The sequence below is a fragment of the Pseudomonas sp. PAMC 25886 genome (genome assembly GCF_000242655.1).
Taxonomy (GTDB): domain Bacteria; phylum Pseudomonadota; class Gammaproteobacteria; order Pseudomonadales; family Pseudomonadaceae; genus Aquipseudomonas.
This window is the reverse complement of sequence record NZ_AHHC01000067.1, coordinates 1-23,845: the sequence shown is the minus strand read 5'-3', so window position 1 is coordinate 23,845 and position 23,845 is coordinate 1. Positions and strand designations below refer to the sequence as shown.

The window sequence follows — 23,845 nt, the reverse complement described above, 5'->3', positions numbered from 1 at the left end:
CCTTCCTTACTCAGCACTGCTGCTGAAATCGAGATCTTGGCCTGGCTGAAGGGAGATAACTGCCTTCTTCCAGTCATTACGCTTGCCCAGACCGCGAGCAGTGCGCTTGCTCTTACCCAGAACATTCAGGGTAGTAACACGCTCTACTTTCACGCTGAACAGGCTTTCGACGGCCTTCTTGATTTCCAGCTTGGTTGCGTCAGTTGCAACCTTGAAAACGAACTGGCCTTTCTTGTCAGCCAGAACCGTAGCCTTTTCGGAAACGTGCGGGCCAAGCAGAACTTTAAATACGCGTTCCTGGTTCATCCCAGCAGCTCCTCGAATTTCTTCACGGCCGACACGGTGATCAACACCTTGTCGTATGCGATCAGACTAACTGGATCGGAACCTTGCACGTCACGTACATCAACGTGTGGCAGGTTGCGAGCAGCCAGGTACAGGTTCTGATCAACAGCTTCAGACACGATCAGGACGTCAGTCAGGCCCATGCCGTTCAGCTTGTTCAGCAGATCTTTGGTTTTCGGCGCTTCAACAGCGAAGTCCTGAACCACGACCAGACGATCAGTACGCACGAGTTCAGCAAGGATGGAGCGCAGTGCAGCGCGATACATCTTCTTGTTGAGCTTCTGGGTGTGATCCTGTGGACGTGCTGCGAAAGTGGTACCGCCGCCACGCCAGATTGGGCTACGGATAGTACCGGCACGAGCGCGGCCAGTACCTTTCTGACGCCAAGGGCGCTTACCGCCACCACGAACGTCGGAACGGGTCTTTTGCTGCTTGCTACCTTGACGGCCGCCGGCCATGTAGGCCACGACTGCTTGGTGAACCAGCGTCTCGTTGAATTCGCCGCCAAATGTCAGTTCGGAAACTTCGATCGCTTGAGCGTCATTTACATTTAATTGCATGTCAGCTTCCCCTTAACCGCGAGCCTTGGCCGCTGGACGTACAACCAGGTTGCCGCCAGTAGCGCCAGGAACAGCACCCTTGACCAACAACAGATTGCGTTCAGCGTCGACGCGCACTACTTCGAGGGACTGCACGGTCACGCGCTCAGCGCCCATATGACCGGACATTTTTTTGCCCTTGAATACACGACCAGGAGTCTGGCACTGGCCAATAGAGCCCGGGACGCGGTGGGAAACGGAGTTACCGTGAGTGTTGTCTTGGCCACGGAAATTCCAACGCTTGATCGTACCCTGGAAGCCTTTACCCTTGGACTGACCGGTTACATCAACCAGTTGACCAGCGGCGAAGATTTCAGCGTTGATCAGATCGCCAGCCTGGTAGTCGCCGTCTTCAAGACGGAACTCCATAACAGTGCGACCAGCTGCAACGTTTGCTTTAGCGAAGTGACCTGCTTGAGCAGCAGTCACGCGCGAAGCACGACGCTCGCCGACAGTGACTTGCACTGCACGATAGCCATCGGTTTCTTCAGTTTTAAACTGGGTGACGCGATTCGGTTCGATCTCAATGACCGTGACCGGAATGGAGACACCTTCTTCGGTGAAAATACGGGTCATACCGCATTTACGACCGACTACACCAATAGTCATGTTGTAAACCTCATGAGTGTACGGGGCTTTCACCCGCTATGGCCGCCCATTTCAGAGCGTTACACGACTAAGACCCAAGTCTTAGCCGAGGCTGATCTGTACTTCCACACCGGCCGCCAGATCAAGCTTCATAAGTGCATCAACGGTTTTATCCGTTGGCAGGACGATGTCCAGCACGCGCTTATGAGTACGGATCTCGTACTGGTCACGCGCGTCTTTGTTGACGTGCGGGGAGACCAGAACGGTGAACCGCTCTTTACGGGTAGGCAGTGGAATTGGACCACGCACTTGAGCACCAGTACGTTTCGCGGTTTCCACGATTTCCTGGGTGGATTGGTCGATCAGTTTGTGGTCAAAAGCCTTCAACCTGATACGAATTTGCTGATTTGCCATTGGATTTCAGACTCCGGCTGCTATTCCCAGCGAGCGCAACACGCCCGTTAAAAGGAGGCGCAATTCTATAGACGCCCCATATGGGTGTCAACTCAATAAAAAAGCCCCCGCTGAGCGGGGGCTTTTTCAAGTCATCACTTATTAAGCGATGATTTTGGCTACGACGCCAGCGCCGACGGTACGACCGCCTTCACGGATAGCGAAACGCAGACCATCTTCCATTGCGATGGTTTTGATCAGGGTGACAACCATTTTGATGTTGTCGCCTGGCATTACCATTTCAACGCCTTCCGGCAGTTCGCAGTTACCGGTCACGTCAGTGGTCCGGAAGTAGAACTGTGGACGGTAGCCTTTGAAGAACGGAGTATGACGACCGCCTTCTTCTTTGCTCAACACGTACACTTCAGCTTCGAAGGTAGTGTGCGGCTTAACCGAACCTGGCTTGACCAGAACCTGGCCACGCTCAACGTCGTCACGCTTGGTACCACGCAGCAGAACGCCGCAGTTCTCGCCTGCACGACCTTCGTCGAGCAGTTTACGGAACATTTCAACACCGGTGCAGGTGGTGACGGTAGTGTCACGCAGACCAACGATTTCCAGTGGATCTTGAACCTTAACGATACCGCGCTCGATACGACCAGTCACAACAGTACCGCGACCGGAGATCGAGAATACGTCTTCGATTGGCATCAGGAACGGCTTGTCGATAACACGAACTGGATCTGGGATGTAGCTGTCCAGAGTCTCAACCAGTTTACGAACGGCAGTGGTGCCCATTTCGTTGTCGTCAAGACCGTCCAGAGCCATACGAGCAGAACCGATGATGATCGGAGTGTCGTCGCCCGGGAAGTCGTAAGTGCTCAGCAGATCGCGCACTTCCATCTCAACCAGTTCCAGCAGCTCAGCGTCGTCTACCAGGTCAGCCTTGTTCAGGAAAACCACGATGTACGGAACGCCTACCTGACGGGACAGCAGGATGTGTTCACGGGTTTGTGGCATCGGACCATCAGCGGCCGAGCAAACCAGGATCGCGCCGTCCATCTGGGCAGCACCGGTGATCATGTTCTTCACGTAGTCAGCGTGACCTGGGCAGTCAACGTGAGCGTAGTGACGGATCAGCGAGTTGTATTCAACGTGCGCGGTGTTGATGGTGATACCACGAGCTTTTTCTTCTGGTGCGCTGTCGATCTTGTCGAAGTCAACACGAGCCGAACCGAAAACTTCGGAGCAGACGCGAGTCAGAGCAGCGGTCAGAGTGGTTTTACCGTGGTCAACGTGGCCGATAGTGCCAACGTTTACGTGCGGTAGGGAACGATCAAATTTTTCTTTAGCCACGACAATTAACTCCTTGCCTAAAGGACTGAATCAGCCTTGTTTTTTGGATACAGTTTCAGCGATGTGCGCCGGAGCTGTGTTGTATTTTTTGAATTCCATAGAGTAGCTTGCGCGACCCTGAGACATGGAACGAACGTCGGTCGCATAACCGAACATCTCGCCCAACGGAACCTCGGCACGAATCACTTTGCCGGAAACCGTATCTTCCATACCCAAGATCATGCCGCGACGACGGTTAAGGTCGCCCATCACGTCACCCATGTAGTCTTCAGGCGTAACGACTTCTACTGCCATGATCGGCTCAAGCAACTCACCACCGCCCTTCTGGGCCAGTTGCTTGGTAGCCATGGAAGCAGCCACCTTAAACGCCATCTCGTTGGAGTCGACGTCGTGGTAAGAACCGTCAAAAACGGTCGCCTTCAGGCCGATGAGCGGATAGCCGGCAACAACACCGTTCTTCATCTGCTCTTCGATACCCTTCTGGATAGCCGGGATGTATTCCTTAGGAACAACACCGCCCACTACTTCGTTCACGAATTGCAGACCTTCCTGACCTTCATCAGCAGGAGCAAAACGGATCCAGCAATGGCCGAACTGGCCACGACCGCCGGATTGACGAACGAATTTGCCTTCGATTTCGCAGTTCTTCGTGATGCGCTCACGATAGGAAACCTGAGGCTTACCGATGTTGGCTTCGACGTTGAACTCACGGCGCATCCGGTCAACCAGGATGTCCAGGTGAAGCTCGCCCATGCCGGAGATGATCGTTTGACCAGTCTCTTCATCAGTCTTGACGCGGAAAGATGGATCTTCCTGAGCAAGTTTGCCCAGAGCGATACCCATTTTTTCCTGGTCATCCTTGGTCTTAGGCTCAACGGCAACCGAAATAACCGGCTCCGGGAAGTCCATGCGAACCAGGATGATTGGCTTGTCAGCGTTGCACAAGGTTTCACCAGTGGTGACGTCCTTCATGCCGATCAGGGCCGCGATGTCACCAGCGCGCACTTCCTTGATCTCTTCGCGGGCGTTTGCGTGCATTTGCACCATACGACCCACGCGCTCTTTCTTGCCTTTAACCGAGTTGATCACGCCGTCGCCGGAGTTCAACACGCCCGAGTAAACGCGGACGAAGGTCAAGGTACCCACGAATGGGTCAGTGGCAATTTTAAATGCCAGAGCGGAGAACGGTTCTGCGTCGTCTGCGTGACGCTCCAGCTCGATAGTCTCGTCATCCGGGTCAGTACCCTTGATGGCAGGAATATCCACTGGTGCTGGCAGGTAGTCGATCACAGCATCGAGAACCAGGGGAACACCCTTGTTCTTGAACGAGGAACCGCAAACAGCCAAGACGATCTCACCAGCAATAGTACGCTGACGCAGAGCGGCCTTGATTTCCGCGTTGGTGAGTTCTTCACCTTCGAGGTACTTGTTCATCAGCTCTTCGCTGGCTTCGGCCGCAGCTTCAACCATGTTGTTGCGCCACTCGTCAGCCAACTCCTGCAGTTCAGCAGGGATAGCTTCGCGACGAGGAACCATACCCTTGTCAGCATCGTTCCAGTAAACAGCTTCCATGGTCAGCAGATCGATCTGCCCCTGGAAGTTGTCTTCGGAACCGATAGCCAACTGGATTGGCACTGGGGTGTGACCCAGACGCTGCTTGATCTGACCGATCACGCGCAGGAAGTTCGCACCAGCGCGGTCCATCTTGTTTACGTAAACAAGACGTGGAACGCCGTATTTGTTGGCTTGACGCCATACGGTTTCCGACTGAGGCTCAACACCCGAGGTACCGCAGAACACAACGACAGCGCCGTCGAGTACGCGCAGGGAACGTTCAACTTCAATGGTGAAGTCTACGTGGCCCGGGGTATCGATTACGTTGAAGCGGTGCTCATCCTTGTACTGCTTCTCGGAACCTTTCCAGAAGGCGGTAATAGCAGCAGAAGTAATGGTAATACCACGCTCCTGCTCCTGAACCATCCAGTCTGTGGTCGCGGCGCCGTCATGCACCTCGCCCATCTTGTGACTTTTGCCGGTGTAAAACAGTACGCGCTCGGTGGTGGTGGTTTTACCAGCATCCACGTGAGCAACGATACCGATGTTACGGTAGCGGCTAATCGGAGTAGTACGAGCCATAAAGCCCTCGCAAAATTAGTGAAGCTAGAATTAGAAGCGGTAGTGCGAGAAAGCTTTGTTAGCTTCAGCCATACGGTGCACGTCTTCACGCTTCTTAACAGCAGCACCTTTACCTTCAGCAGCGTCCAACAGTTCGCCAGCCAAACGCAGGGCCATAGACTTCTCGCCGCGCTTGCGGGCGAAGTCTACCAACCAGCGCATTGCCAAAGCGTTACGACGGGACGGGCGAACTTCAACCGGAACCTGGTAAGTAGCACCGCCTACACGGCGCGACTTCACTTCGACCAGCGGAGCGATGGCGTCGAGAGCTTTCTCGAAGATTTCCAGGGGGTCGCTGTTCTTGCGTTCTTTAACCTTTTCCAGCGCGCCATAAACGATACGCTCGGCAACGGCTTTCTTGCCGCTTTCCATCACGTGGTTCATGAACTTGGCCAGAATTTGGCTTCCGTATTTTGGATCGTCAAGCACTTCGCGCTTGGCTGCTACGCGTCTTCTTGGCATGGATAAGCCCTCAAACGGTCTTCAGGTTCGCTCGGAATTAGTGCCCTTTCGGGACGCCTCCGACCTTACTCTTATCGACTCAGAAAATAAGATGATTCAGTTTTACAAAAAGCCGCTACTACTTAGGCTTCTTGGTACCGTACTTCGAACGACCCTGGTTACGACCTTTAACGCCGGAAGTATCCAAGGAGCCGCGTACGGTGTGGTAACGAACACCTGGCAAGTCTTTTACACGACCGCCGCGGATCAGTACCACGCTGTGTTCTTGCAGGTTGTGGCCTTCACCGCCGATGTACGAGGAAACCTCGAAACCGTTGGTCAGGCGCACACGGCATACTTTACGCAGTGCCGAGTTAGGTTTTTTCGGCGTAGTGGTATACACGCGAGTGCATACGCCACGACGTTGCGGGCAGTTCTGCAGCGCAGGCACGTCGGATTTCTCGACGATACGCTTACGCGGCTGACGTACCAGCTGGTTGATAGTTGCCATCTACTAGCTCCACTGTTGTCTTGCGACGCTATTGTCTTGCAAGAAAAGCAAAATGGCAGGAACGAATTCCCGCCAAATTTAGGGGTACAAGAGTCTAAAGAGGATCTTGTCCCCAGTCAAGGCAAGGCCCCGACCTCCCCCTCCATCGAACCGGGACAATTCTGTCTCGTTCCGACGAACGGGGCTGCCAGGGCCCGGTCTTATTTACCGCAGAACTCAGTTACCGCTTGAGTTCAGTGCTTCGGTCAGTGCAGCTTCCACTTCACTGGCGCTTACGCGCAACGGCTTGTCGAGTTCACGGCGACGCTTACGCTCGCTGTGGTAGGCCAAACCGGTACCGGCCGGGATCAGACGACCCACAACCACGTTTTCTTTCAGGCCGCGCAGGTAATCGCGCTTGCCGGTTACCGCTGCTTCGGTCAGTACGCGAGTGGTCTCCTGGAAGGAGGCCGCCGAGATGAACGACTCAGTGGACAACGACGCCTTGGTGATACCCAGCAACACACGAGTGAACTTGGAAACGAATTTCTCGTCGTTCGCCAGGCGCTCGTTCTCTACCAGTACGTGAGTCAGTTCCATCTGGTCGCCCTTGATGAAACTCGAATCGCCGGATTCAGCGATTTCAACTTTACGCAGCATCTGACGCAGGATGGTCTCGATGTGCTTATCGTTGATCTTCACGCCTTGCAGACGATAAACGTCCTGGATCTCGTTAACGATGTACTTGGCCAGCGCACTCACACCCAGCAGACGCAGAATGTCGTGTGGATCGCTCGGGCCGTCGGAGATAACTTCGCCGCGGTTTACCTGTTCGCCTTCGAAGACGTTCAGGTGACGCCACTTCGGAATCAGCTCTTCGTACGGATCGCTACCGTCGTTCGGCGTAATGACCAGACGGCGCTTGCCTTTGGTTTCTTTACCGAACGCGATGGTGCCGCTGACTTCAGCCAGAATCGACGCTTCTTTCGGACGACGAGCTTCGAACAAGTCGGCAACACGCGGCAGACCACCGGTGATGTCACGGGTTTTCGAAGTTTCTTGCGGGATACGAGCGATAACATCACCGATCGCGATCTTCGCACCATCCGCAACACCGACCAGGGCGTTGGCTGGCAGGAAGTACTGAGCGATAACGTCAGTGCCTGGCAGCAACAGATCCTTGCCGTTGTCATCAACCATCTTCACGGCAGGACGGATATCTTTGCCTGCAGCTGGACGGTCTTTGGCGTCGAGTACTTCAATGTTGGTCATACCGGTCAATTCGTCAGTCTGACGCTTGATCGTGATGCCTTCTTCCATGCCCACGTAGGTCACGGTACCTTTCATTTCGGTAACGATTGGGTGAGTGTGCGGATCCCACTTGGCCACGATTGCGCCAGCGTCGACCTTGTCACCTTCTTTAACCGAAATCACAGCACCGTACGGCAGCTTGTAACGCTCACGCTCACGACCGTAGTCATCAGCGATTGCCAGCTCACCGGAACGGGACACAGCTACCAAGTGGCCATCCACTCGCTCAACGTGCTTCAGGTTGTGCAGACGGACGGTACCGCCATTCTTCACCTGAACGCTGTCGGCTGCGGAGGTCCGGCTTGCCGCACCACCGATGTGGAACGTACGCATGGTCAGCTGGGTACCCGGCTCACCGATGGACTGGGCAGCGATAACGCCGACCGCTTCACCGATGTTCACCTGGTGACCACGAGCCAAGTCACGGCCGTAGCACTTGGCGCAAATGCCGTAGCGGGTTTCGCAGCTGATCGGCGAGCGAACAATCACTTCGTCGATGCTGTTGAGTTCGATGAACTCGACCCACTTTTCATCTACCAGGGTGCCGGCAGGAACAATGACTTCCTCGGTGCCTGGCTTGAATACGTCACGGGCGATTACTCGACCCAGTACGCGCTCACCCAACGGCTCTACAACGTCGCCGCCTTCGATGTGCGGAGTCATCAGCAGACCGTGTTCGGTACCGCAGTCAACTTCAGTCACAACCAAGTCTTGCGCAACGTCTACCAGACGACGAGTCAGGTAACCGGAGTTAGCGGTTTTCAACGCGGTATCCGCCAGACCTTTACGAGCACCGTGAGTCGAGATGAAGTACTGAAGTACGCTCAAACCTTCACGGAAGTTCGCAGTAATCGGCGTTTCGATGATGGAACCGTCCGGCTTGGCCATCAGGCCACGCATACCGGCGAGCTGACGGATCTGCGCAGCAGAACCCCGTGCGCCCGAGTCGGCCATCATATACATCGAGTTGAACGACTCTTGATCGACTTCCACGCCATGACGGTCGATAACGCGCTCTTTCGAGAGGTTCGACATCATCGCCTTCGACACTTCGTCGTTGGCCTTGGACCAAAGGTCGATCACTTTGTTGTACTTCTCGCCCTGGGTTACCAGGCCGGAGGCGTACTGGCTTTCGATCTCTTTCACTTCATCGGTAGCAGCACCGATGATGGCGGCTTTCTCGTCGGGGATAACGAAGTCGTTAACACCGATGGAAACGCCGGAAATGGTCGAATAAGCAAAACCGGTGTACATCAACTGGTCAGCGAAGATAACGGTCTCTTTCAAACCAACCACGCGGTAGCACTGGTTGATCAGCTTGGAGATCGCCTTTTTCTTCATTGGCTGGTTGACCACGTCGTACGACAGGCCAGGTGGAACAACCTGGAACAACAGCGCACGGCCGACAGTGGTGTCGACGATACGGGTGTTCTTGACGCTGCCACCATCACGATCGTTGATGGTTTCGTGGATGCGGACTTTAACCTTGGCGTGCAGTGCGGCTTCGCCGGCACGGAACACACGGTCAACTTCCTGCAGATCCGCGAACACACGACCTTCGCCCTTGGCGTTGATCGCTTCACGAGTCATGTAGTACAGACCCAATACAACGTCCTGCGACGGAACGATGATTGGCTCACCGTTGGCTGGAGACAGAATGTTGTTGGTCGACATCATCAACGCACGCGCTTCCAACTGGGCTTCCAGTGTCAGCGGTACGTGCACGGCCATTTGGTCGCCGTCGAAGTCGGCGTTGTACGCAGCACAGACCAGAGGGTGCAGCTGGATAGCCTTACCTTCGATCAGTACCGGTTCAAACGCCTGGATACCCAGACGGTGAAGGGTCGGTGCACGGTTGAGGAGAACCGGGTGTTCACGGATCACTTCAGCGAGAACGTCCCAAACCTCTGGCAGTTCGCGCTCGACCATCTTCTTGGCGGCCTTGATGGTGGTCGCGAGACCACGCATTTCCAGCTTGCCGAAAATGAACGGCTTGAACAGCTCGAGAGCCATCTTCTTCGGCAGACCGCACTGGTGCAGACGCAGGGTCGGGCCTACGGTAATTACCGAACGACCGGAGTAGTCAACACGCTTACCGAGCAAGTTCTGACGGAAACGACCTTGCTTACCCTTGATCATGTCAGCCAGGGATTTCAGAGGACGCTTGTTCGAACCGGTGATAGCGCGGCCACGACGACCGTTGTCGAGCAGAGCATCGACAGCTTCTTGCAACATACGCTTTTCGTTGCGCACGATGATGTCCGGAGCGGACAGGTCGAGCAGACGCTTCAAGCGGTTGTTACGGTTGATCACGCGACGGTACAGGTCGTTGAGGTCGGAAGTCGCGAAGCGACCGCCATCCAACGGCACCAGCGGACGCAGGTCTGGCGGCAGAACCGGCAGAACGGTCAGCACCATCCACTCTGGCAAGTTGCCGGAACCCTGGAAGGCTTCCATCAACTTCAGACGTTTGGACAGTTTCTTGATCTTGGTTTCGGAGTTGGTTTGCGGAATTTCTTCACGCAGGCGGCCAATCTCGTGCTCCAGGTCGATAGCGTGCAGCAGTTCGCGGACAGCTTCGGCACCCATGCGGGCATCGAAATCGTCGCCGAACTCTTCCAGCGCTTCGAAGTACTGCTCGTCGTTCAGCAGCTGACCTTTTTCAAGGGTGGTCATGCCTGGGTCGATAACGACATAGCTCTCGAAGTAGAGAACGCGCTCGATATCACGCAGGGTCATGTCCATCAGCAAGCCGATACGGGACGGCAGCGATTTCAGGAACCAGATGTGGGCAACCGGCGAAGCCAGTTCGATGTGCGCCATGCGCTCACGACGAACCTTGGCCAGTGCAACTTCAACGCCGCACTTCTCGCAGATCACACCACGGTGCTTCAAGCGCTTGTACTTACCGCACAGGCACTCGTAATCCTTTACCGGGCCAAAGATCTTGGCGCAGAACAGGCCGTCACGTTCTGGTTTGAACGTACGGTAGTTGATGGTTTCCGGCTTTTTAACTTCACCGAACGACCACGAACGGATCATCTCAGGCGATGCCAATCCAATACGGATGGCGTCGAACTCTTCGACTTGACCCTGGTTTTTCAGCAAATTCAGTAGGTCTTTCAAGGCCTTTCCTCCTGGCGGAGCAGAGAGCGGGCTAAACAGCCCCGCTCTCGATTCGCGTCACGTGTTATTCGGTTTCCAGATCGATATCGATGCCGAGGGAACGAATTTCTTTGATCAACACGTTGAAGGACTCGGGCATGCCCGGCTCCATACGGTGATCGCCGTCCACGATGTTTTTGTACATCTTGGTCCGACCGTTCACATCGTCCGACTTCACTGTGAGCATTTCTTGCAGAGTGTAAGCAGCACCGTATGCTTCCAGTGCCCAGACCTCCATCTCCCCGAAACGCTGACCACCGAACTGAGCCTTACCACCCAGCGGCTGCTGGGTAACCAGGCTGTACGAACCGGTAGAACGAGCGTGCATCTTGTCGTCTACCAAGTGGTTCAGCTTCAGCATGTACATGTAGCCAACAGTAACCGGGCGCTCAAACTTGTTGCCGGTACGGCCGTCGAACAGCTGCATCTGGCCGCTTTCCGGCAGGTCTGCCAGTTTCAGCATGGCCTTGATTTCGCTTTCCTTGGCACCGTCGAACACCGGGGTAGCCATTGGAACGCCGCCGCGCAGGTTCTTCGCCAGATCCAGGATTTCCTGGTCGGAGAAGGTGTCCAGCTCTTCGTTGCGACCGCCGATCTCGTTGTAGATCTCGTGCAGGAACTTGCGCAGGTCAGCAACCTTGCGCTGCTCTTCGATCATACGGTTGATCTTCTCGCCCAGACCTTTGGCCGCGAGGCCCAGGTGGGTTTCAAGGATCTGACCAACGTTCATACGCGAAGGTACGCCCAACGGGTTGAGGACGACATCGACCGGGGTGCCATTGGCATCGTGCGGCATGTCTTCAACCGGCATGATCACGGAGACCACACCTTTGTTACCGTGACGACCGGCCATCTTGTCGCCCGGCTGGATGCGGCGACGGATTGCCAGGTAAACCTTGACGATTTTCAGCACGCCTGGAGCCAGGTCATCGCCCTGCTGCAGTTTGCGCTTCTTGTCTTCGAACTTGTCGTCCAGCAGACGGCGACGATCAACGATGTAGGCCTGGGCCTTCTCGAGCTGCTCGTTCAGAGCATCTTCAGCCATGCGCAGTTTGAACCACTGGCCGTGCTCAAGACCGTCGAGTACTTCGTCGGTGATGTCCTGACCTTTCTTCAGACCTGCGCCGCCTTCAGCCTTGTGGCCTACCAGGGCGGAACGCAGACGTTCGAAGGTCGCGCCTTCAACGATACGGAACTCTTCGTTCAGATCCTTGCGGATCTCGTCGAGTTGAGTCTTCTCGATGGACAGTGCACGAGCATCACGCTCAACGCCGTCACGGGTGAAGACCTGTACGTCGATGACAGTACCCTTGGTACCGGTAGGTACACGCAGGGAGGTGTCTTTAACGTCGCTGGCTTTTTCGCCGAAGATGGCACGCAACAGCTTCTCTTCCGGAGTCAGTTGGGTCTCGCCTTTCGGAGTGACCTTACCTACCAGAATGTCGCCTGCGCCAACTTCAGCACCTACGTAAACGATACCGGCTTCGTCCAGCTTGTTCAGTGCAGCTTCACCCACGTTCGGGATGTCTGCAGTGATTTCCTCTGGCCCAAGCTTGGTGTCACGTGCCACACAGGTCAGTTCCTGAATGTGGATCGTGGTGAAGCGATCTTCCTGAACCACACGCTCGGACAGGCAGATGGAGTCTTCGAAGTTGTAACCGTTCCAGGCCATGAACGCGATGCGCATGTTCTGACCCAGTGCCAGCTCACCCATATCGGTGGACGGACCGTCTGCCATGATGTCGCTGCGCTGAACCCGATCACCCTTGCTCACCAGCGGACGCTGGTTGATGCAGGTGTTCTGGTTGGAGCGGGTGTATTTGGTCAGGTTGTAGATGTCGACACCGGCTTCGCCAGTTTCAACTTCGTCATCGGCAACACGAACCACGATACGGCTGGCATCAACGGAGTCGATCACGCCGCCACGACGAGCCACGACGCAAACGCCGGAGTCACGGGCTACGTTACGCTCCATGCCGGTACCTACCAGCGGCTTGTCAGCACGCAGGGTGGGTACAGCCTGACGCTGCATGTTGGAACCCATCAACGCACGGTTGGCGTCATCGTGTTCCAGGAACGGGATCAGCGACGCTGCAACCGAAACTACCTGCTTCGGCGATACGTCCATCAAGGTGACGTCTTCCGGCGCCTTGACGGTGAACTCGTTCAAGTGACGAACAGCTACCAGCTCGTCGATCAGCATTTTCTTGTCGTTCATCGTGGCCGAAGCCTGAGCGATCACGTGATCAGCTTCTTCGATGGCAGACAGGAACACGATCTCATCGGTGACCAGTGCGTCTTTCACCACACGGTACGGGCTCTCGAGGAAGCCGTACTGGTTGGTGCGCGCATAAGCAGCCAGGGAGTTGATCAGGCCGATGTTCGGACCTTCCGGCGTTTCAATCGGGCATACACGACCGTAGTGAGTCGGGTGTACGTCACGAACTTCAAAGCCTGCACGCTCACGGGTCAGACCGCCCGGGCCCAGTGCGGAAACACGGCGCTTGTGGGTGATCTCGGAAAGCGGGTTGTTCTGGTCCATGAACTGCGAGAGCTGGCTGGAACCGAAGAACTCTTTCACCGCCGCAGCCACTGGCTTGGCGTTGATCAGGTCTTGTGGCATCAGGCCTTCGCTTTCGGCCATCGACAGACGCTCTTTGACCGCACGCTCAACACGTACCAGGCCAACGCGGAACTGGTTCTCGGCCATTTCGCCTACGCAGCGAACACGACGGTTACCCAGGTGGTCGATGTCATCGACGATGCCTTTACCGTTACGGATGTCGACCAGGGTCTTCAGTACCGCGACGATGTCTTCCTTGCACAACACGCCCGAACCTTCGATCTCGGTACGACCGATACGACGGTTGAACTTCATCCGGCCGACCGCAGACAGGTCATAGCGCTCAGGGCTGAAGAACAGGTTGTTGAACAGGGTCTCGGCAGCGTCTTTGGTTGGTGGCTCGCCAGGACGCATCATGCGATAGATCTCGACCAGCGCTTCCAATTGGTTGCTGGTGGAGTCGATCTTCAAGGTGTCGGATACGAACGGACCGCAGTCGATGTCGTTGGTGTACAGGGTCTCGATGCGAACAACCTGGGACTTGGCGATTTTCGCCAGGATCTCGGTGTTCAGCTCGGTGTTGCATTCAGCCAGGATTTCGCCGGTGGCCGGGTGCACGATGACCTTGGCGGTGGTGCGACCCAGGACGTAGTCCAGAGGCACTTCCAACGTCTTGATACCGGCTTTTTCGATCTGGTTGATGTGGCGCGCGGTAATACGGCGGCCGGCTTCAACGATGACCTTGCCCTTGTCGTCCTGGATGTCCAGAACGGCAATCTCACCACGCAGGCGCTGAGGCACCAGCTCCAGGCTGAGGGTTTCGCCGCTCAGGTGGAATACGTTAGTGGTGTAGAAGGCATCCAGCACTTGCTCAGTGGTATAGCCGAGCGCGCGCAGCAGTACCGAGGCCGGCAGCTTGCGACGACGGTCGATACGCACGAACACGCAGTCTTTCGGGTCGAACTCGAAGTCCAACCACGAACCACGGTACGGAATGATCCGCGCGGAGTACAGGAGCTTGCCGGAGCTGTGCGTCTTGCCGCGGTCGTGGTCGAAGAACACGCCCGGGGAACGGTGCAGCTGGGAAACGATAACGCGCTCGGTACCGTTGATAACGAAGGTACCGTTCTCAGTCATCAGGGGAATTTCACCCATGTAGACTTCTTGCTCTTTGATGTCCTTGATCGCTTTGTTCGACGACTCTTTGTCGAAGATGATCAGACGGACTTTTACCCGCAAAGGTACGGCGTACGTAACACCGCGCAACACGCATTCTTTGACATCAAATGCCGGTTCGCCCAGGCGATAACCGACGTACTCCAGCGCAGCATTGCCGGAGTAGCTGATGATCGGGAAAACGGATTTGAAGGCCGCATGCAGGCCCACGTCGCGGAACTGATCTTTGGTCGCTCCCGCCTGCAAGAATTCACGATACGAATCCAGCTGGATAGCCAGAAGGTACGGGACATCCATGACGTCCGGCAACTTGCTAAAGTCCTTGCGGATACGTTTTTTCTCAGTATATGAGTAAGCCATCAGCGTTCCCCAGCTTGGTCACCTGCTTGTTTGGCCCCTCCCGACGGGAGCAGCCAGAAAATCTTGCAAACCCCATGGTTTGCGCCACCGCATCGGGTGGTTACAGCGCGTTAGAGGCGACGACCGAGTCGATTGCCAATAACGGAAAAAGGCCGGTGGCAAGAGCCACCAGCCATCAGCCTTCAGCTTAACGCTTGGGCTGGAGACGCAAGGTCGATGCTTACTTCAGCTCGACTTTAGCGCCTGCTTCTTCCAGCACTGCTTTAGCTTTGTCAGCTGCGTCTTTCGACACTGCTTCCAGAACCTGGGCAGGGGCGCCGTCAACTACTGCCTTGGCTTCTTTCAGGCCCAGACCGGTCAGTTCACGTACTGCCTTGATCACGTTTACTTTCTTCTCGCCAGCTTCCAGCAGCATGACGTTGAATTCGGTTTGCTCTTCAGCAGCAACAGCAGCAACAGCTGGGCCAGCCGAAGCAGCGGCAGCGGAAACACCGAATTTTTCTTCGAAAGCTTTGATCAGCTCAACAACCTGCAGAACCGACATTTCAGCTACGGCGTTGAGGATATCGTCTTGGGAGATAGACATTGCTGTAATTCCTGAATTGGGGGACGGCCTACGCGGCCATCGAAATAAACAAAAATACGCGAGAGGAGATGCTCAGCCTTAGGCTGCGGCAGCTTCTTTTTGCTCGCGAACTGCGGCCAGAGTACGAGCCAACTTGCTGGTAGCGCCTTGAATCACGCTCATCAGCTGAGAAATAGCTTCGTTACGGGTCGGCAGTGTTGCCAGTACGTCGATTTGGTTAGCTGCGAGGAACTTGCCCTCGAACGCAGCTGCCTTGATCTCGAACTTATCCTGACTCTTGGCGAATTCTTTGAACAAACGGGCAGCAGCGCCTGGATGTTCTTTGGAGAACGCGATCAGAGTCGGGCCGGTGAACACGTCGTTGAGGACACTGTATTCAGTGTCAGCAACAGCGCGCTTGAGCAGGGTGTTACGTACAACACGTACGTATACGCCAGCTTCACGAGCCTCTTTACGGAGTCCGGTCATAGCGCCTACTGTCACACCACGGGCATCAGCCACGACAGCGGACAGAGCAGCTTTGGCAGCCTCGTTGACTTCAGCGACGATGGCCTTCTTGTCTTCGAGATTAATTGCCACGGGTTTAACTCCTGCTTGTTACCGTTTCATCTGGCCTGGGCCGGATGTCGTTTTGGTGTCTGATTCGGTAAGGAACCGGGAGCACCATCTGCGTAGGCTTGTGGTTTAAGACTTGCGTCGCCTACGGTCTTGGATAGCCCCCGCCAGGCAGGGACCCCAATTTTTCAATTGGCACAATTACTTGCGCCAATTTGTGTCTTATACGTCCAACGAGCCTTGGTCGATGACCAGACCTGGGCCCATAGTGGTGCTCAGGGTAACGCGCTTGACGTAGATACCTTTCGAGGAAGCCGGCTTGATACGCTTCAGATCAGCGATCAGGGCTTCAACGTTTTCCTTCAGCTTGACGGCATCAAAGCCGACTTTGCCAACGGAGGTGTGAATGATGCCGTTTTTGTCGGTGCGATAACGAACCTGACCAGCCTTGGCGTTTTTAACCGCGGTAGCTACGTCTGGAGTTACGGTGCCGACTTTAGGGTTAGGCATCAGACCACGTGGACCGAGGATCTGACCCAACTGACCTACAACGCGCATTGCATCCGGGGAAGCAATGACGACGTCATAGTTCAGGTCGCCGCCTTTCATTTCGGCAGCCAGGTCGTCCATGCCAACGCGATCAGCGCCGGCGGCCAGAGCAGCTTCAGCTGCCGGGCCTTGGGTGAAGACAGCTACACGTACAGTCTTGCCAGTACCGTGTGGCAGCACAGTAGCGCTACGAACGACCTGGTCAGATTTACGTGGGTCAACACCCAGGTTTACAGCAACGTCAACAGACTCGCTGAACTTGACAGTCGACAGCTCGGTCAGCAGAGCAGCAGCGTCTACAAAGTTGTAGGACTTGCCCGCCTCGATTTTGCCGGCGATAGCCTTTTGGCGCTTGGTCAGCTTAGCCATTACACACCCTCCACGTTAAGGCCCATGCTACGAGCAGAACCGGCGATGGTACGCACGGCTGCATCCATATCAGCTGCAGTCAGATCCGCGTTTTTGGTTTTCGCGATTTCTTCCAGCTGAGCACGGGTCACAGTGCCAACCTTAACGGTGTTAGGACGAGCGGAACCGCTAGTCAGACCAGCAGCTTTCTTCAACAGAACCGAAGCCGGGGTCGACTTGGTTTCGAAGGTGAAGCTACGGTCGCTGTATACAGTGATGATCACTGGAGTCGGCAGACCTGGCTCAATACCCTGAGTACGGGCGTTGAAGGCCTTGCAGAATTCCATGATGTTCACGCCGTGCTGACCCAGAGCTGGACCAACAGGTGGGCTTGGGTTGGCCTGAGCGGCCTTCACTTGCAGCTTGATGTAAGCGGTAATCTTCTTGGCCATGAGGCACTCCAATTACGGGTTCGAACGCCTCGAAAGGCTCCCCGGTTACTTGCGCGTTTATCCCAGTGACGACAAAACCCCACAGCCTAAGGCTGCGGGGTTGGGATGCTTGCTCAGCTAGACTTTTTCGACCTGGCTGAACTCTAGCTCTACCGGAGTAGAGCGACCGAAAATGAGCACTGCCACTTGGATCCGGCTCTTTTCGTAGTTAACTTCTTCAACAGTGCCGTTAAAATCTGCAAACGGACCGTCAGTGACACGAACAACCTCACCCGGCTCGAACAACGTCTTCGGCTTGGGTTTGTCGCTGCCATCAGCAACACGCCGCAGAATCGCTTCTGCTTCTTTGTCGGTGATCGGAGCAGGCTTATCAGCGGTACCGCCGATGAAACCCATGACGCGAGGAGTGTCCTTGACCAAGTGCCAAGTACCCTCATTCATGTCCATTTGAACCAGCACGTAGCCAGGGAAGAACTTGCGCTCGCTTTTGCGTTTCTGGCCATTACGCATCTCAACCACTTCTTCAGTGGGAACCAGAATTTCGCCGAAGCCATCTTCCATGCCTGCCAGCTTTACGCGCTCTAGCAAAGAGCGCATGACATGCTTCTCGTAACCCGAGTAAGCATGCACAACGTACCAACGCTTAGCCACGGGACACCCTTAGCCAACAATCAAGGAAACAAGCCAGCCGAGCAGGGAATCAAGCCCCCACAACAGCAACGCCATAACCAGAACAACAGCTACCACGATCAACGTGGTCTGCGTGGTTTCTTGGCGAGTCGGCCAAACGACTTTACGGATCTCGGTACGAGCTTCCTTCACCAGGACCGCAAACGACTTGCCTTTTGCAGTCTGCAGGCCAACAAAGGCAGCGACAGCAGCAAGGGCGAGCAATGCGAGGACACGGTACAGGATCGGCGACGCAGAGTAGTACTGGTTGCCAACAACGCCTACGACCACAATAGCGACTACTACCAGCCACTTGAGCAGATCGAAGCGAGAGCCTTGAGCTTCAGCCTTAGGAGTCATCTATGAAGATCCTGTGAAAAGAAAGCCAGATACACCAAGTGAATCTGGCAGGTCAGGAGGGAATCGAACCCCCAACCTACGGTTTTGGAGACCGTCGCTCTGCCAATTGAGCTACTGACCTAAAACAAAATCAGGCCGACAATTATGCCGATCTGAAAAAGACTTTACAACAACAAACCCCTGCAGACCCGAAACCAACCCAAACAAGACAGCGAAAGAGAGCGGAATCAATCAGAGGCAGCTGTTAAAACAAAGGCAGATATTTTCATATCTGCCTTGTTATATGGAGCTCTTGAGCGGATTTGAACCGCTGACCTCACCCTTACCAAGGGTGTGCTCTACCAACTGAGCTACAAGAGCGAAACAACTTGCACAACCTGCAAACTTGGAGCGGGTAGCGGGAATCGAACCCGCATCATCAGCTTGGAAGGCTGAGGTTCTACCACTAAACTATACCCGCGGAGCTTGCAGCTCACGCTAAAATGGTGGAGGGGGAAGGATTCGAACCTTCGAAGTCGTAGACGTCAGATTTACAGTCTGATCCCTTTGGCCGCTCGGGAACCCCTCCTAAGCGAGCCGGCATTCTACATCATGCCAGCCTTCTGTCAAGCATTTTCTCATTTAAAAATATGAGGTTAGCTGCGTTGACCTTCGCCTCACCTTGCTGACCCAAAAGGTCTTCACTGCGAAGCGGGCGCCATTCTATGCAAACTATTCGAAGGTTGCAATGCCTTCGCACGGCATTATTTTATGTTTTAACTCATTGAATTCATTAGCAAGGTTTTCAAAGGGCAGATCATCGGCCAGGCGTCGGCTTTCAGGGGCGACTCGCAGCCAGTATCCCGGCGCATCAGGCAGGTTCAGCGATTGCAGTTTGACCTTGATATCCAGGCTTGTGAGGCGCTGCTCAACGGACTGAACCTCTTTTTGATCAGCCAGGCCGCCGATGTACAGGCACGCAGCCGGCGCCTCAGGCGCTTTTACCCTGTCTCGCCGCACCATGGCATCAGCCGACTCACTTAACAGCCGGATGTCTTGCTGAGACCCCCGGTAGAGTGCCAAAGGCGTGACATCTTTAGCCCTCAACGGTGCTTCCTGCTGATGCCAGATGTAATAGAAGACATTGAGGACCAGCAAAAGCAGAAACAGCCAACGCATAAAAACCTCAGGACAAAGGGCAAGCCATCGCCAAGCCAACAAAAACCAGATCAGGGACGAGCCTTCCGTGAGGCACCGCATCCGCCACCAGCTCGGCATCTCCACCGGTAAGGAAGACGGTGAAGTCAGCCCCCCAATAGCTACGAGCCAACTCCAACTGAGTGAGCACGAACCCTCTCAGCATAAGCGTACAGCCGCGCTCTACCGCCTCTACAGTTGTGCGGCCCGGAGACAGGGCCTCAAGGGCACGCTCAGCGGCAATATCGTCATAGCGTATTTTGCGGGTATGCGTTCGTAGCTGGTTACGCATAAGCGGCATACCAGGACAAATAAAGCCTCCGAGGTGCTCGCCGTCCGCGGCAATGAAGTCCGCGGTCGCCGCGGTGCCAAAATCGAGCACCAGGCACGCGCCCGACGCCAACTGAAAACCGCCCAACATAGCGAGCCAGCGATCCAGGCCCAGGCGTTCGAAATCTTCATACCCATTCCGCACCCCGCCCATCTGCCTTGCTGAAGCGGCGCAGAGCACGTTGACGCCAAACGCTTTTACCAGGGTAGCGACCAGTTGATTCGTCTCATCCGAGGCACGAACACTCACTAAGCGGCAATCCTTTAACGCGAGCCCCGTGAGCGCGAACAGGCTATCGATCAGAGAGGCATCCGACCCGACGACGCCCTCTGCAAAGATGCGCGCCCTATCCGACTCAAGCACTCGCCATTTTATAAAGCTATTCCCACAGTCGAGCTCAAGAATCATCACGCAACCTCAGGCTTAGCTCACCACCGCTATATACTTTTTCAACACCATCCACGCTTAACCGTAGCGCACCCTGTCCGTCGATCCCCAATACCACTCCATCAATCTGATTCACACCCGCGATGAGCGAAACCGATCGACCCTGCCACAGATGGCTCTGCTCCCATTCACTCTGGATGGTGGAAAAACCGGAAGCCTGGTGGCGATCAAGATAAGCCTGCAGTTGCACGCCAAGACGCGCTACCAGGTAGTTACGATCAACAGCACTGCCGGTCTCCAACTGTACGGAGGTCCATTGCTGATCGACCTCTTCGGCCTTCTGCATATTCACATTAATGCCGATACCCAGGACGACATGGCAGACATCAGCAGGATCACCAACCAGCTCCAGGAGAATCCCGGCGATTTTTTTCTGCTCCACCAAAACGTCATTTGGCCACTTCAACCCGGCATTGCGAACCCCCGCATCCCGCAGCGCCTGCATAACCGCCAATCCGACTACCAGGCTTAGGCCCTCCAACTGGCGCATACCGCCATCGATCCGCAGCACGAGACTGTAGTAGACGTTTTGAGCGAAAGGACTGATCCACTTCCGCCCTCGCCTTCCCCTGCCGGCAGTTTGCTGCTCTGAAAGCACGAGAAACGGCGCGGTGCGGCCCGCCTCGATAAGGCGCAATGCCTCGGCATTGGTAGAGTCAATGGAGTCAAAGATATAAACAGGCCATGCAGGAACAGGCACATGCCGACCAATTTCGTCAGCATTTAAGAACACCAGAGGCGAAGCCAACTGATACCCTCGACCGCGGACTTTATGGATGGGTAGATTCAATTCTGCCTCGAGATGCTGAAGCTGCTTCCACACAGCACTGCGACTGACACCCAAGGCAGCACCAAGCGCTTCCCCGGAGTGGAATCGACCATCTTTTAGAAGTTTCAACAACGTCAGCATGCAAGTCTCGCCTCACAATGAGGCAGGCATAATAGCCATGCATAAGGCCATTGCATAGAAAGGCAAGACTTTGGCATTGAAGATACCTGAAGACGGTCGCAACACTTTTCAACCGCCCAAAACAAAACCCCTGATCGCGTTAGCAATCAGGGGTTCTGGAATTTAATCTTGACGATGACCTACTCTCACATGGGGAAACCCCACACTACCATCGGCGATGCATCGTTTCACTGCTGAGTTCGGCATGGGATCAGGTGGTTCCAATGCTCTATGGTCGTCAAGAAATTCGGGTACTGAGTCGTGGCCAGTTGGCCTCGCTTCAGCAAATTGGGTATGTGACAGCTTTCGGTGTTTGCAAGAATCGAACTTTCGGTTCATTTCGTCTTCACACACCGCAATCTGGTGCCTTTTCAGGTCAGCAAATTGCTTGGGTGTTATATGGTCAAGCCTCACGGGCAATTAGTATTGGTTAGCTCAACGCCTCACAGCGCTTACACACCCAACCTATCAACGTCGTAGTCTTCGACGGCCCTTCAGGGAACTCAAGGTTCCAGTGAGATCTCATCTTGAGGCTAGTTTCCCGCTTAGATGCTTTCAGCGGTTATCTATTCCGAACATAGCTACCCGGCAATGCCACTGGCGTGACAACCGGAACACCAGAGGTTCGTCCACTCCGGTCCTCTCGTACTAGGAGCAGCCCCTCTCAAATCTCAAACGTCCACGGCAGATAGGGACCGAACTGTCTCACGACGTTCTAAACCCAGCTCGCGTACCACTTTAAATGGCGAACAGCCATACCCTTGGGACCGGCTTCAGCCCCAGGATGTGATGAGCCGACATCGAGGTGCCAAACACCGCCGTCGATATGAACTCTTGGGCGGTATCAGCCTGTTATCCCCGGAGTACCTTTTATCCGTTGAGCGATGGCCCTTCCATACAGAACCACCGGACCACTAAGACCTACTTTCGTACCTGCTCGACGTGTCTGTCTCGCAGTCAAGCGCGCTTTTGCCTTTATACTCTACGACCGATTTCCGACCGGTCTGAGCGCACCTTCGTACTCCTCCGTTACTCTTTAGGAGGAGACCGCCCCAGTCAAACTACCCACCATACACTGTCCTCAATCCGGATAACGGACCTGAGTTAGAACCTCAAAGTTGCCAGGGTGGTATTTCAAGGTTGGCTCCACGCGAACTGGCGTCCACGCTTCAAAGCCTCCCACCTATCCTACACAAGCAAATTCAAAGTCCAGTGCAAAGCTATAGTAAAGGTTCACGGGGTCTTTCCGTCTAGCCGCGGATACACTGCATCTTCACAGCGATTTCAATTTCACTGAGTCTCGGGTGGAGACAGCGCCGCCATCGTTACGCCATTCGTGCAGGTCGGAACTTACCCGACAAGGAATTCCGCTACCTTAGGACCGTTATAGTTACGGCCGCCGTTTACCGGGGCTTCGATCAAGAGCTTCGCGTTAGCTAACCCCATCAATTAACCTTCCGGCACCGGGCAGGCGTCACACCCTATACGTCCACTTTCGTGTTTGCAGAGTGCTGTGTTTTTAATAAACAGTCGCAGCGGCCTGGTATCTTCGACCGGCATGAGCTTACGGAGCAAGTCCTTCACCCTCACCGGCGCACCTTCTCCCGAAGTTACGGTGCCATTTTGCCTAGTTCCTTCACCCGAGTTCTCTCAAGCGCCTTGGTATTCTCTACCCAACCACCTGTGTCGTTGGGGTACGGTTCCTGGTTACCTGAAGCTTAGAAGCTTTTCTTGGAAGCATGGCATCAACCACTTCGTTAACTAAAAGTTAACTCGTCATCAGCTCTCGGCCTTAGAATCCCGGATTTACCTAAGATTCCAGCCTACCACCTTAAACTTGGACAACCAACGCCAAGCTGGCCTAGCCTTCTCCGTCCCTCCATCGCAATAACCAGAAGTACAGGAATATTAACCTGTTTTCCATCGACTACGCTTTTCAGCCTCGCCTTAGGGACCGACTAACCCTGCGTCGATTAACGTTGCGCAGGAAACCTTGGTCTTTCGGCGTGGGTGTTTTTCACACCCTTTATCGTTCTCATGTCAGCATTCGCACTTCTGATACCTCCAGCAAGCTTCTCAACTCACCTTCACAGGCTTACAGAACGCTCCTCTACCGCATCACCCGAAGGTGATACCCGTAGCTTCGGTGTATGGTTTGAGCCCCGTTACATCTTCCGCGCAGGCCGACTCGACTAGTGAGCTATTACGCTTTCTTTAAAGGGTGGCTGCTTCTAAGCCAACCTCCTAGCTGTCTAAGCCTTCCCACATCGTTTCCCACTTAACCATAACTTTGGGACCTTAGCTGACGGTCTGGGTTGTTTCCCTTTTCACGACGGACGTTAGCACCCGCCGTGTGTCTCCCATGCTCGGCACTTGTAGGTATTCGGAGTTTGCATCGGTTTGGTAAGTCGGGATGACCCCCTAGCCGAAACAGTGCTCTACCCCCTACAGTGATACATGA

The 23,845-nt window shown here is 54.9% G+C and carries 19 protein-coding genes, 4 tRNA genes and 2 rRNA genes; all 25 read right to left on the bottom strand.

All coding sequences use genetic code 11. The features are described 5' to 3' along the window. Nucleotides 1-6: 6 nt before the first annotated feature. Complete coding sequence (gene rplW, locus MUM_RS0122855; RefSeq protein ID WP_002555488.1) at nt 7-306, bottom strand: 50S ribosomal protein L23; 300 nt, start codon at nt 304-306, stop codon at nt 7-9. Continuing rightward, entirely contained in the window at nt 303-905 is a 603-nt protein-coding gene (rplD, locus tag MUM_RS0122850; protein ID WP_003210082.1) for a 50S ribosomal protein L4, read from the bottom strand. The genes rplW and rplD overlap by 4 nt, the downstream gene beginning before the upstream one ends. Before the next feature lie 12 nt (nt 906-917). Next, nucleotides 918-1,553: a 50S ribosomal protein L3 gene (gene rplC, locus MUM_RS0122845; protein ID WP_003194649.1), complete on the bottom strand. Its 636-nt coding sequence runs from the start codon at nt 1,551-1,553 to the stop codon at nt 918-920. 81 nt (nt 1,554-1,634) lie between these two features. Continuing rightward, the gene (rpsJ, locus tag MUM_RS0122840; RefSeq protein ID WP_003210084.1) at nt 1,635-1,946 is read right to left on the bottom strand and encodes a 30S ribosomal protein S10; all 312 of its coding nucleotides are present in this window, start codon (nt 1,944-1,946) and stop codon (nt 1,635-1,637) included. Between the two features lie 141 nt (nt 1,947-2,087). Further along, entirely contained in the window at nt 2,088-3,281 is a 1,194-nt protein-coding gene (gene tuf / locus MUM_RS0122835) for an elongation factor Tu (protein WP_003210085.1), read from the bottom strand. Between the two features lie 30 nt (nt 3,282-3,311). Then, nucleotides 3,312-5,417: an elongation factor G gene (fusA, locus tag MUM_RS0122830; RefSeq protein WP_010174505.1), complete on the bottom strand. Its 2,106-nt coding sequence runs from the start codon at nt 5,415-5,417 to the stop codon at nt 3,312-3,314. 30 nt (nt 5,418-5,447) lie between these two features. Continuing rightward, a complete protein-coding gene (gene rpsG, locus MUM_RS0122825; protein WP_002555493.1) occupies nt 5,448-5,918 on the bottom strand; it encodes a 30S ribosomal protein S7 in 471 nt (156 codons plus the stop codon). A gap of 118 nt (nt 5,919-6,036) precedes the next feature. Beyond that, nucleotides 6,037-6,408, bottom strand: a complete 372-nt coding sequence (rpsL, locus tag MUM_RS0122820; protein ID WP_002555494.1) for a 30S ribosomal protein S12 — start codon at nt 6,406-6,408, stop codon at nt 6,037-6,039. 216 nt (nt 6,409-6,624) lie between these two features. Next, entirely contained in the window at nt 6,625-10,824 is a 4,200-nt protein-coding gene (gene rpoC / locus MUM_RS0122815; RefSeq protein WP_003210090.1) for a DNA-directed RNA polymerase subunit beta', read from the bottom strand. A gap of 64 nt (nt 10,825-10,888) precedes the next feature. Further along, nucleotides 10,889-14,962, bottom strand: coding sequence for a DNA-directed RNA polymerase subunit beta (gene rpoB / locus MUM_RS0122810; protein ID WP_008436421.1), 4,074 nt, complete (start codon nt 14,960-14,962; stop codon nt 10,889-10,891). Nucleotides 14,963-15,182: 220 nt separating this feature from the next. Continuing rightward, the gene (gene rplL / locus MUM_RS0122805) at nt 15,183-15,548 is read right to left on the bottom strand and encodes a 50S ribosomal protein L7/L12 (RefSeq protein ID WP_003210093.1); all 366 of its coding nucleotides are present in this window, start codon (nt 15,546-15,548) and stop codon (nt 15,183-15,185) included. Between the two features lie 78 nt (nt 15,549-15,626). Beyond that, complete coding sequence (rplJ, locus tag MUM_RS0122800; RefSeq protein WP_010174464.1) at nt 15,627-16,127, bottom strand: 50S ribosomal protein L10; 501 nt, start codon at nt 16,125-16,127, stop codon at nt 15,627-15,629. A 198-nt stretch (nt 16,128-16,325) separates the two neighbouring features. Further along, the gene (rplA, locus tag MUM_RS0122795; protein WP_003176434.1) at nt 16,326-17,021 is read right to left on the bottom strand and encodes a 50S ribosomal protein L1; all 696 of its coding nucleotides are present in this window, start codon (nt 17,019-17,021) and stop codon (nt 16,326-16,328) included. Then, a complete protein-coding gene (gene rplK / locus MUM_RS0122790; RefSeq protein ID WP_003210097.1) occupies nt 17,021-17,452 on the bottom strand; it encodes a 50S ribosomal protein L11 in 432 nt (143 codons plus the stop codon). Before rplK ends, rplA begins: the two co-directional genes overlap by 1 nt. Nucleotides 17,453-17,569: 117 nt before the next feature. Further along, a complete protein-coding gene (gene nusG / locus MUM_RS0122785) occupies nt 17,570-18,103 on the bottom strand; it encodes a transcription termination/antitermination protein NusG (RefSeq protein WP_003176436.1) in 534 nt (177 codons plus the stop codon). Between the two features lie 9 nt (nt 18,104-18,112). Continuing rightward, nucleotides 18,113-18,481 carry a preprotein translocase subunit SecE gene (secE, locus tag MUM_RS0122780; RefSeq protein WP_010174463.1) on the bottom strand — a complete coding sequence of 123 codons (369 nt, stop codon included), beginning with the start codon at nt 18,479-18,481 and terminating at the stop codon, nt 18,113-18,115. Nucleotides 18,482-18,526: 45 nt separating this feature from the next. After that, a tRNA-Trp gene (locus tag MUM_RS0122775) sits at nt 18,527-18,602 on the bottom strand. A gap of 163 nt (nt 18,603-18,765) precedes the next feature. Then, nucleotides 18,766-18,841, bottom strand: a tRNA-Thr gene (locus tag MUM_RS0122770). A 26-nt stretch (nt 18,842-18,867) separates the two neighbouring features. Then, nucleotides 18,868-18,941 (bottom strand) — tRNA-Gly (locus tag MUM_RS0122765). Nucleotides 18,942-18,964: 23 nt separating this feature from the next. Next, nucleotides 18,965-19,049: transfer RNA gene (locus tag MUM_RS0122760), tRNA-Tyr, on the bottom strand. A gap of 143 nt (nt 19,050-19,192) precedes the next feature. Further along, nucleotides 19,193-19,639, bottom strand: a complete 447-nt coding sequence (locus MUM_RS0122755; RefSeq protein ID WP_010174462.1) for a hypothetical protein — start codon at nt 19,637-19,639, stop codon at nt 19,193-19,195. A gap of 7 nt (nt 19,640-19,646) precedes the next feature. Beyond that, entirely contained in the window at nt 19,647-20,396 is a 750-nt protein-coding gene (locus MUM_RS0122750; protein WP_010174459.1) for a pantothenate kinase, read from the bottom strand. Continuing rightward, complete coding sequence (gene birA, locus MUM_RS0122745; protein ID WP_010174457.1) at nt 20,386-21,345, bottom strand: bifunctional biotin--[acetyl-CoA-carboxylase] ligase/biotin operon repressor BirA; 960 nt, start codon at nt 21,343-21,345, stop codon at nt 20,386-20,388. Before birA ends, MUM_RS0122750 begins: the two co-directional genes overlap by 11 nt. A gap of 166 nt (nt 21,346-21,511) precedes the next feature. Further along, nucleotides 21,512-21,627: ribosomal RNA gene (gene rrf, locus MUM_RS0122740) — 5S ribosomal RNA — on the bottom strand. A 156-nt stretch (nt 21,628-21,783) separates the two neighbouring features. After that, nucleotides 21,784-23,845 (bottom strand): 23S ribosomal RNA (locus MUM_RS0122735); the annotation flags it as partial.

Excerpts from the sequence above, each read along its gene's own strand:
- rplW (WP_002555488.1), bottom strand. The coding sequence starts at position 306 with ATGAACCAGGAACGCGTATTTAAAGTTCTGCTTGGCCCGCACGTTTCC.
- rplD (WP_003210082.1), bottom strand. The coding sequence starts at position 905 with ATGCAATTAAATGTAAATGACGCTCAAGCGATCGAAGTTTCCGAACTG.
- rplC (WP_003194649.1), bottom strand. The coding sequence starts at position 1,553 with ATGACTATTGGTGTAGTCGGTCGTAAATGCGGTATGACCCGTATTTTC.
- rpsJ (WP_003210084.1), bottom strand. The coding sequence starts at position 1,946 with ATGGCAAATCAGCAAATTCGTATCAGGTTGAAGGCTTTTGACCACAAA.
- fusA (WP_010174505.1), bottom strand. The coding sequence starts at position 5,417 with ATGGCTCGTACTACTCCGATTAGCCGCTACCGTAACATCGGTATCGTT.
- rpsG (WP_002555493.1), bottom strand. The coding sequence starts at position 5,918 with ATGCCAAGAAGACGCGTAGCAGCCAAGCGCGAAGTGCTTGACGATCCA.
- rpsL (WP_002555494.1), bottom strand. The coding sequence starts at position 6,408 with ATGGCAACTATCAACCAGCTGGTACGTCAGCCGCGTAAGCGTATCGTC.
- rpoB (WP_008436421.1), bottom strand. The coding sequence starts at position 14,962 with ATGGCTTACTCATATACTGAGAAAAAACGTATCCGCAAGGACTTTAGC.
- rplL (WP_003210093.1), bottom strand. The coding sequence starts at position 15,548 with ATGTCTATCTCCCAAGACGATATCCTCAACGCCGTAGCTGAAATGTCG.
- rplA (WP_003176434.1), bottom strand. The coding sequence starts at position 17,021 with ATGGCTAAGCTGACCAAGCGCCAAAAGGCTATCGCCGGCAAAATCGAG.
- rplK (WP_003210097.1), bottom strand. The coding sequence starts at position 17,452 with ATGGCCAAGAAGATTACCGCTTACATCAAGCTGCAAGTGAAGGCCGCT.
- secE (WP_010174463.1), bottom strand. The coding sequence starts at position 18,481 with ATGACTCCTAAGGCTGAAGCTCAAGGCTCTCGCTTCGATCTGCTCAAG.
- MUM_RS0122755 (WP_010174462.1), bottom strand. The coding sequence starts at position 19,639 with ATGCGTTGGCTGTTTCTGCTTTTGCTGGTCCTCAATGTCTTCTATTAC.
- MUM_RS0122750 (WP_010174459.1), bottom strand. The coding sequence starts at position 20,396 with ATGATTCTTGAGCTCGACTGTGGGAATAGCTTTATAAAATGGCGAGTG.
- birA (WP_010174457.1), bottom strand. The coding sequence starts at position 21,345 with ATGCTGACGTTGTTGAAACTTCTAAAAGATGGTCGATTCCACTCCGGG.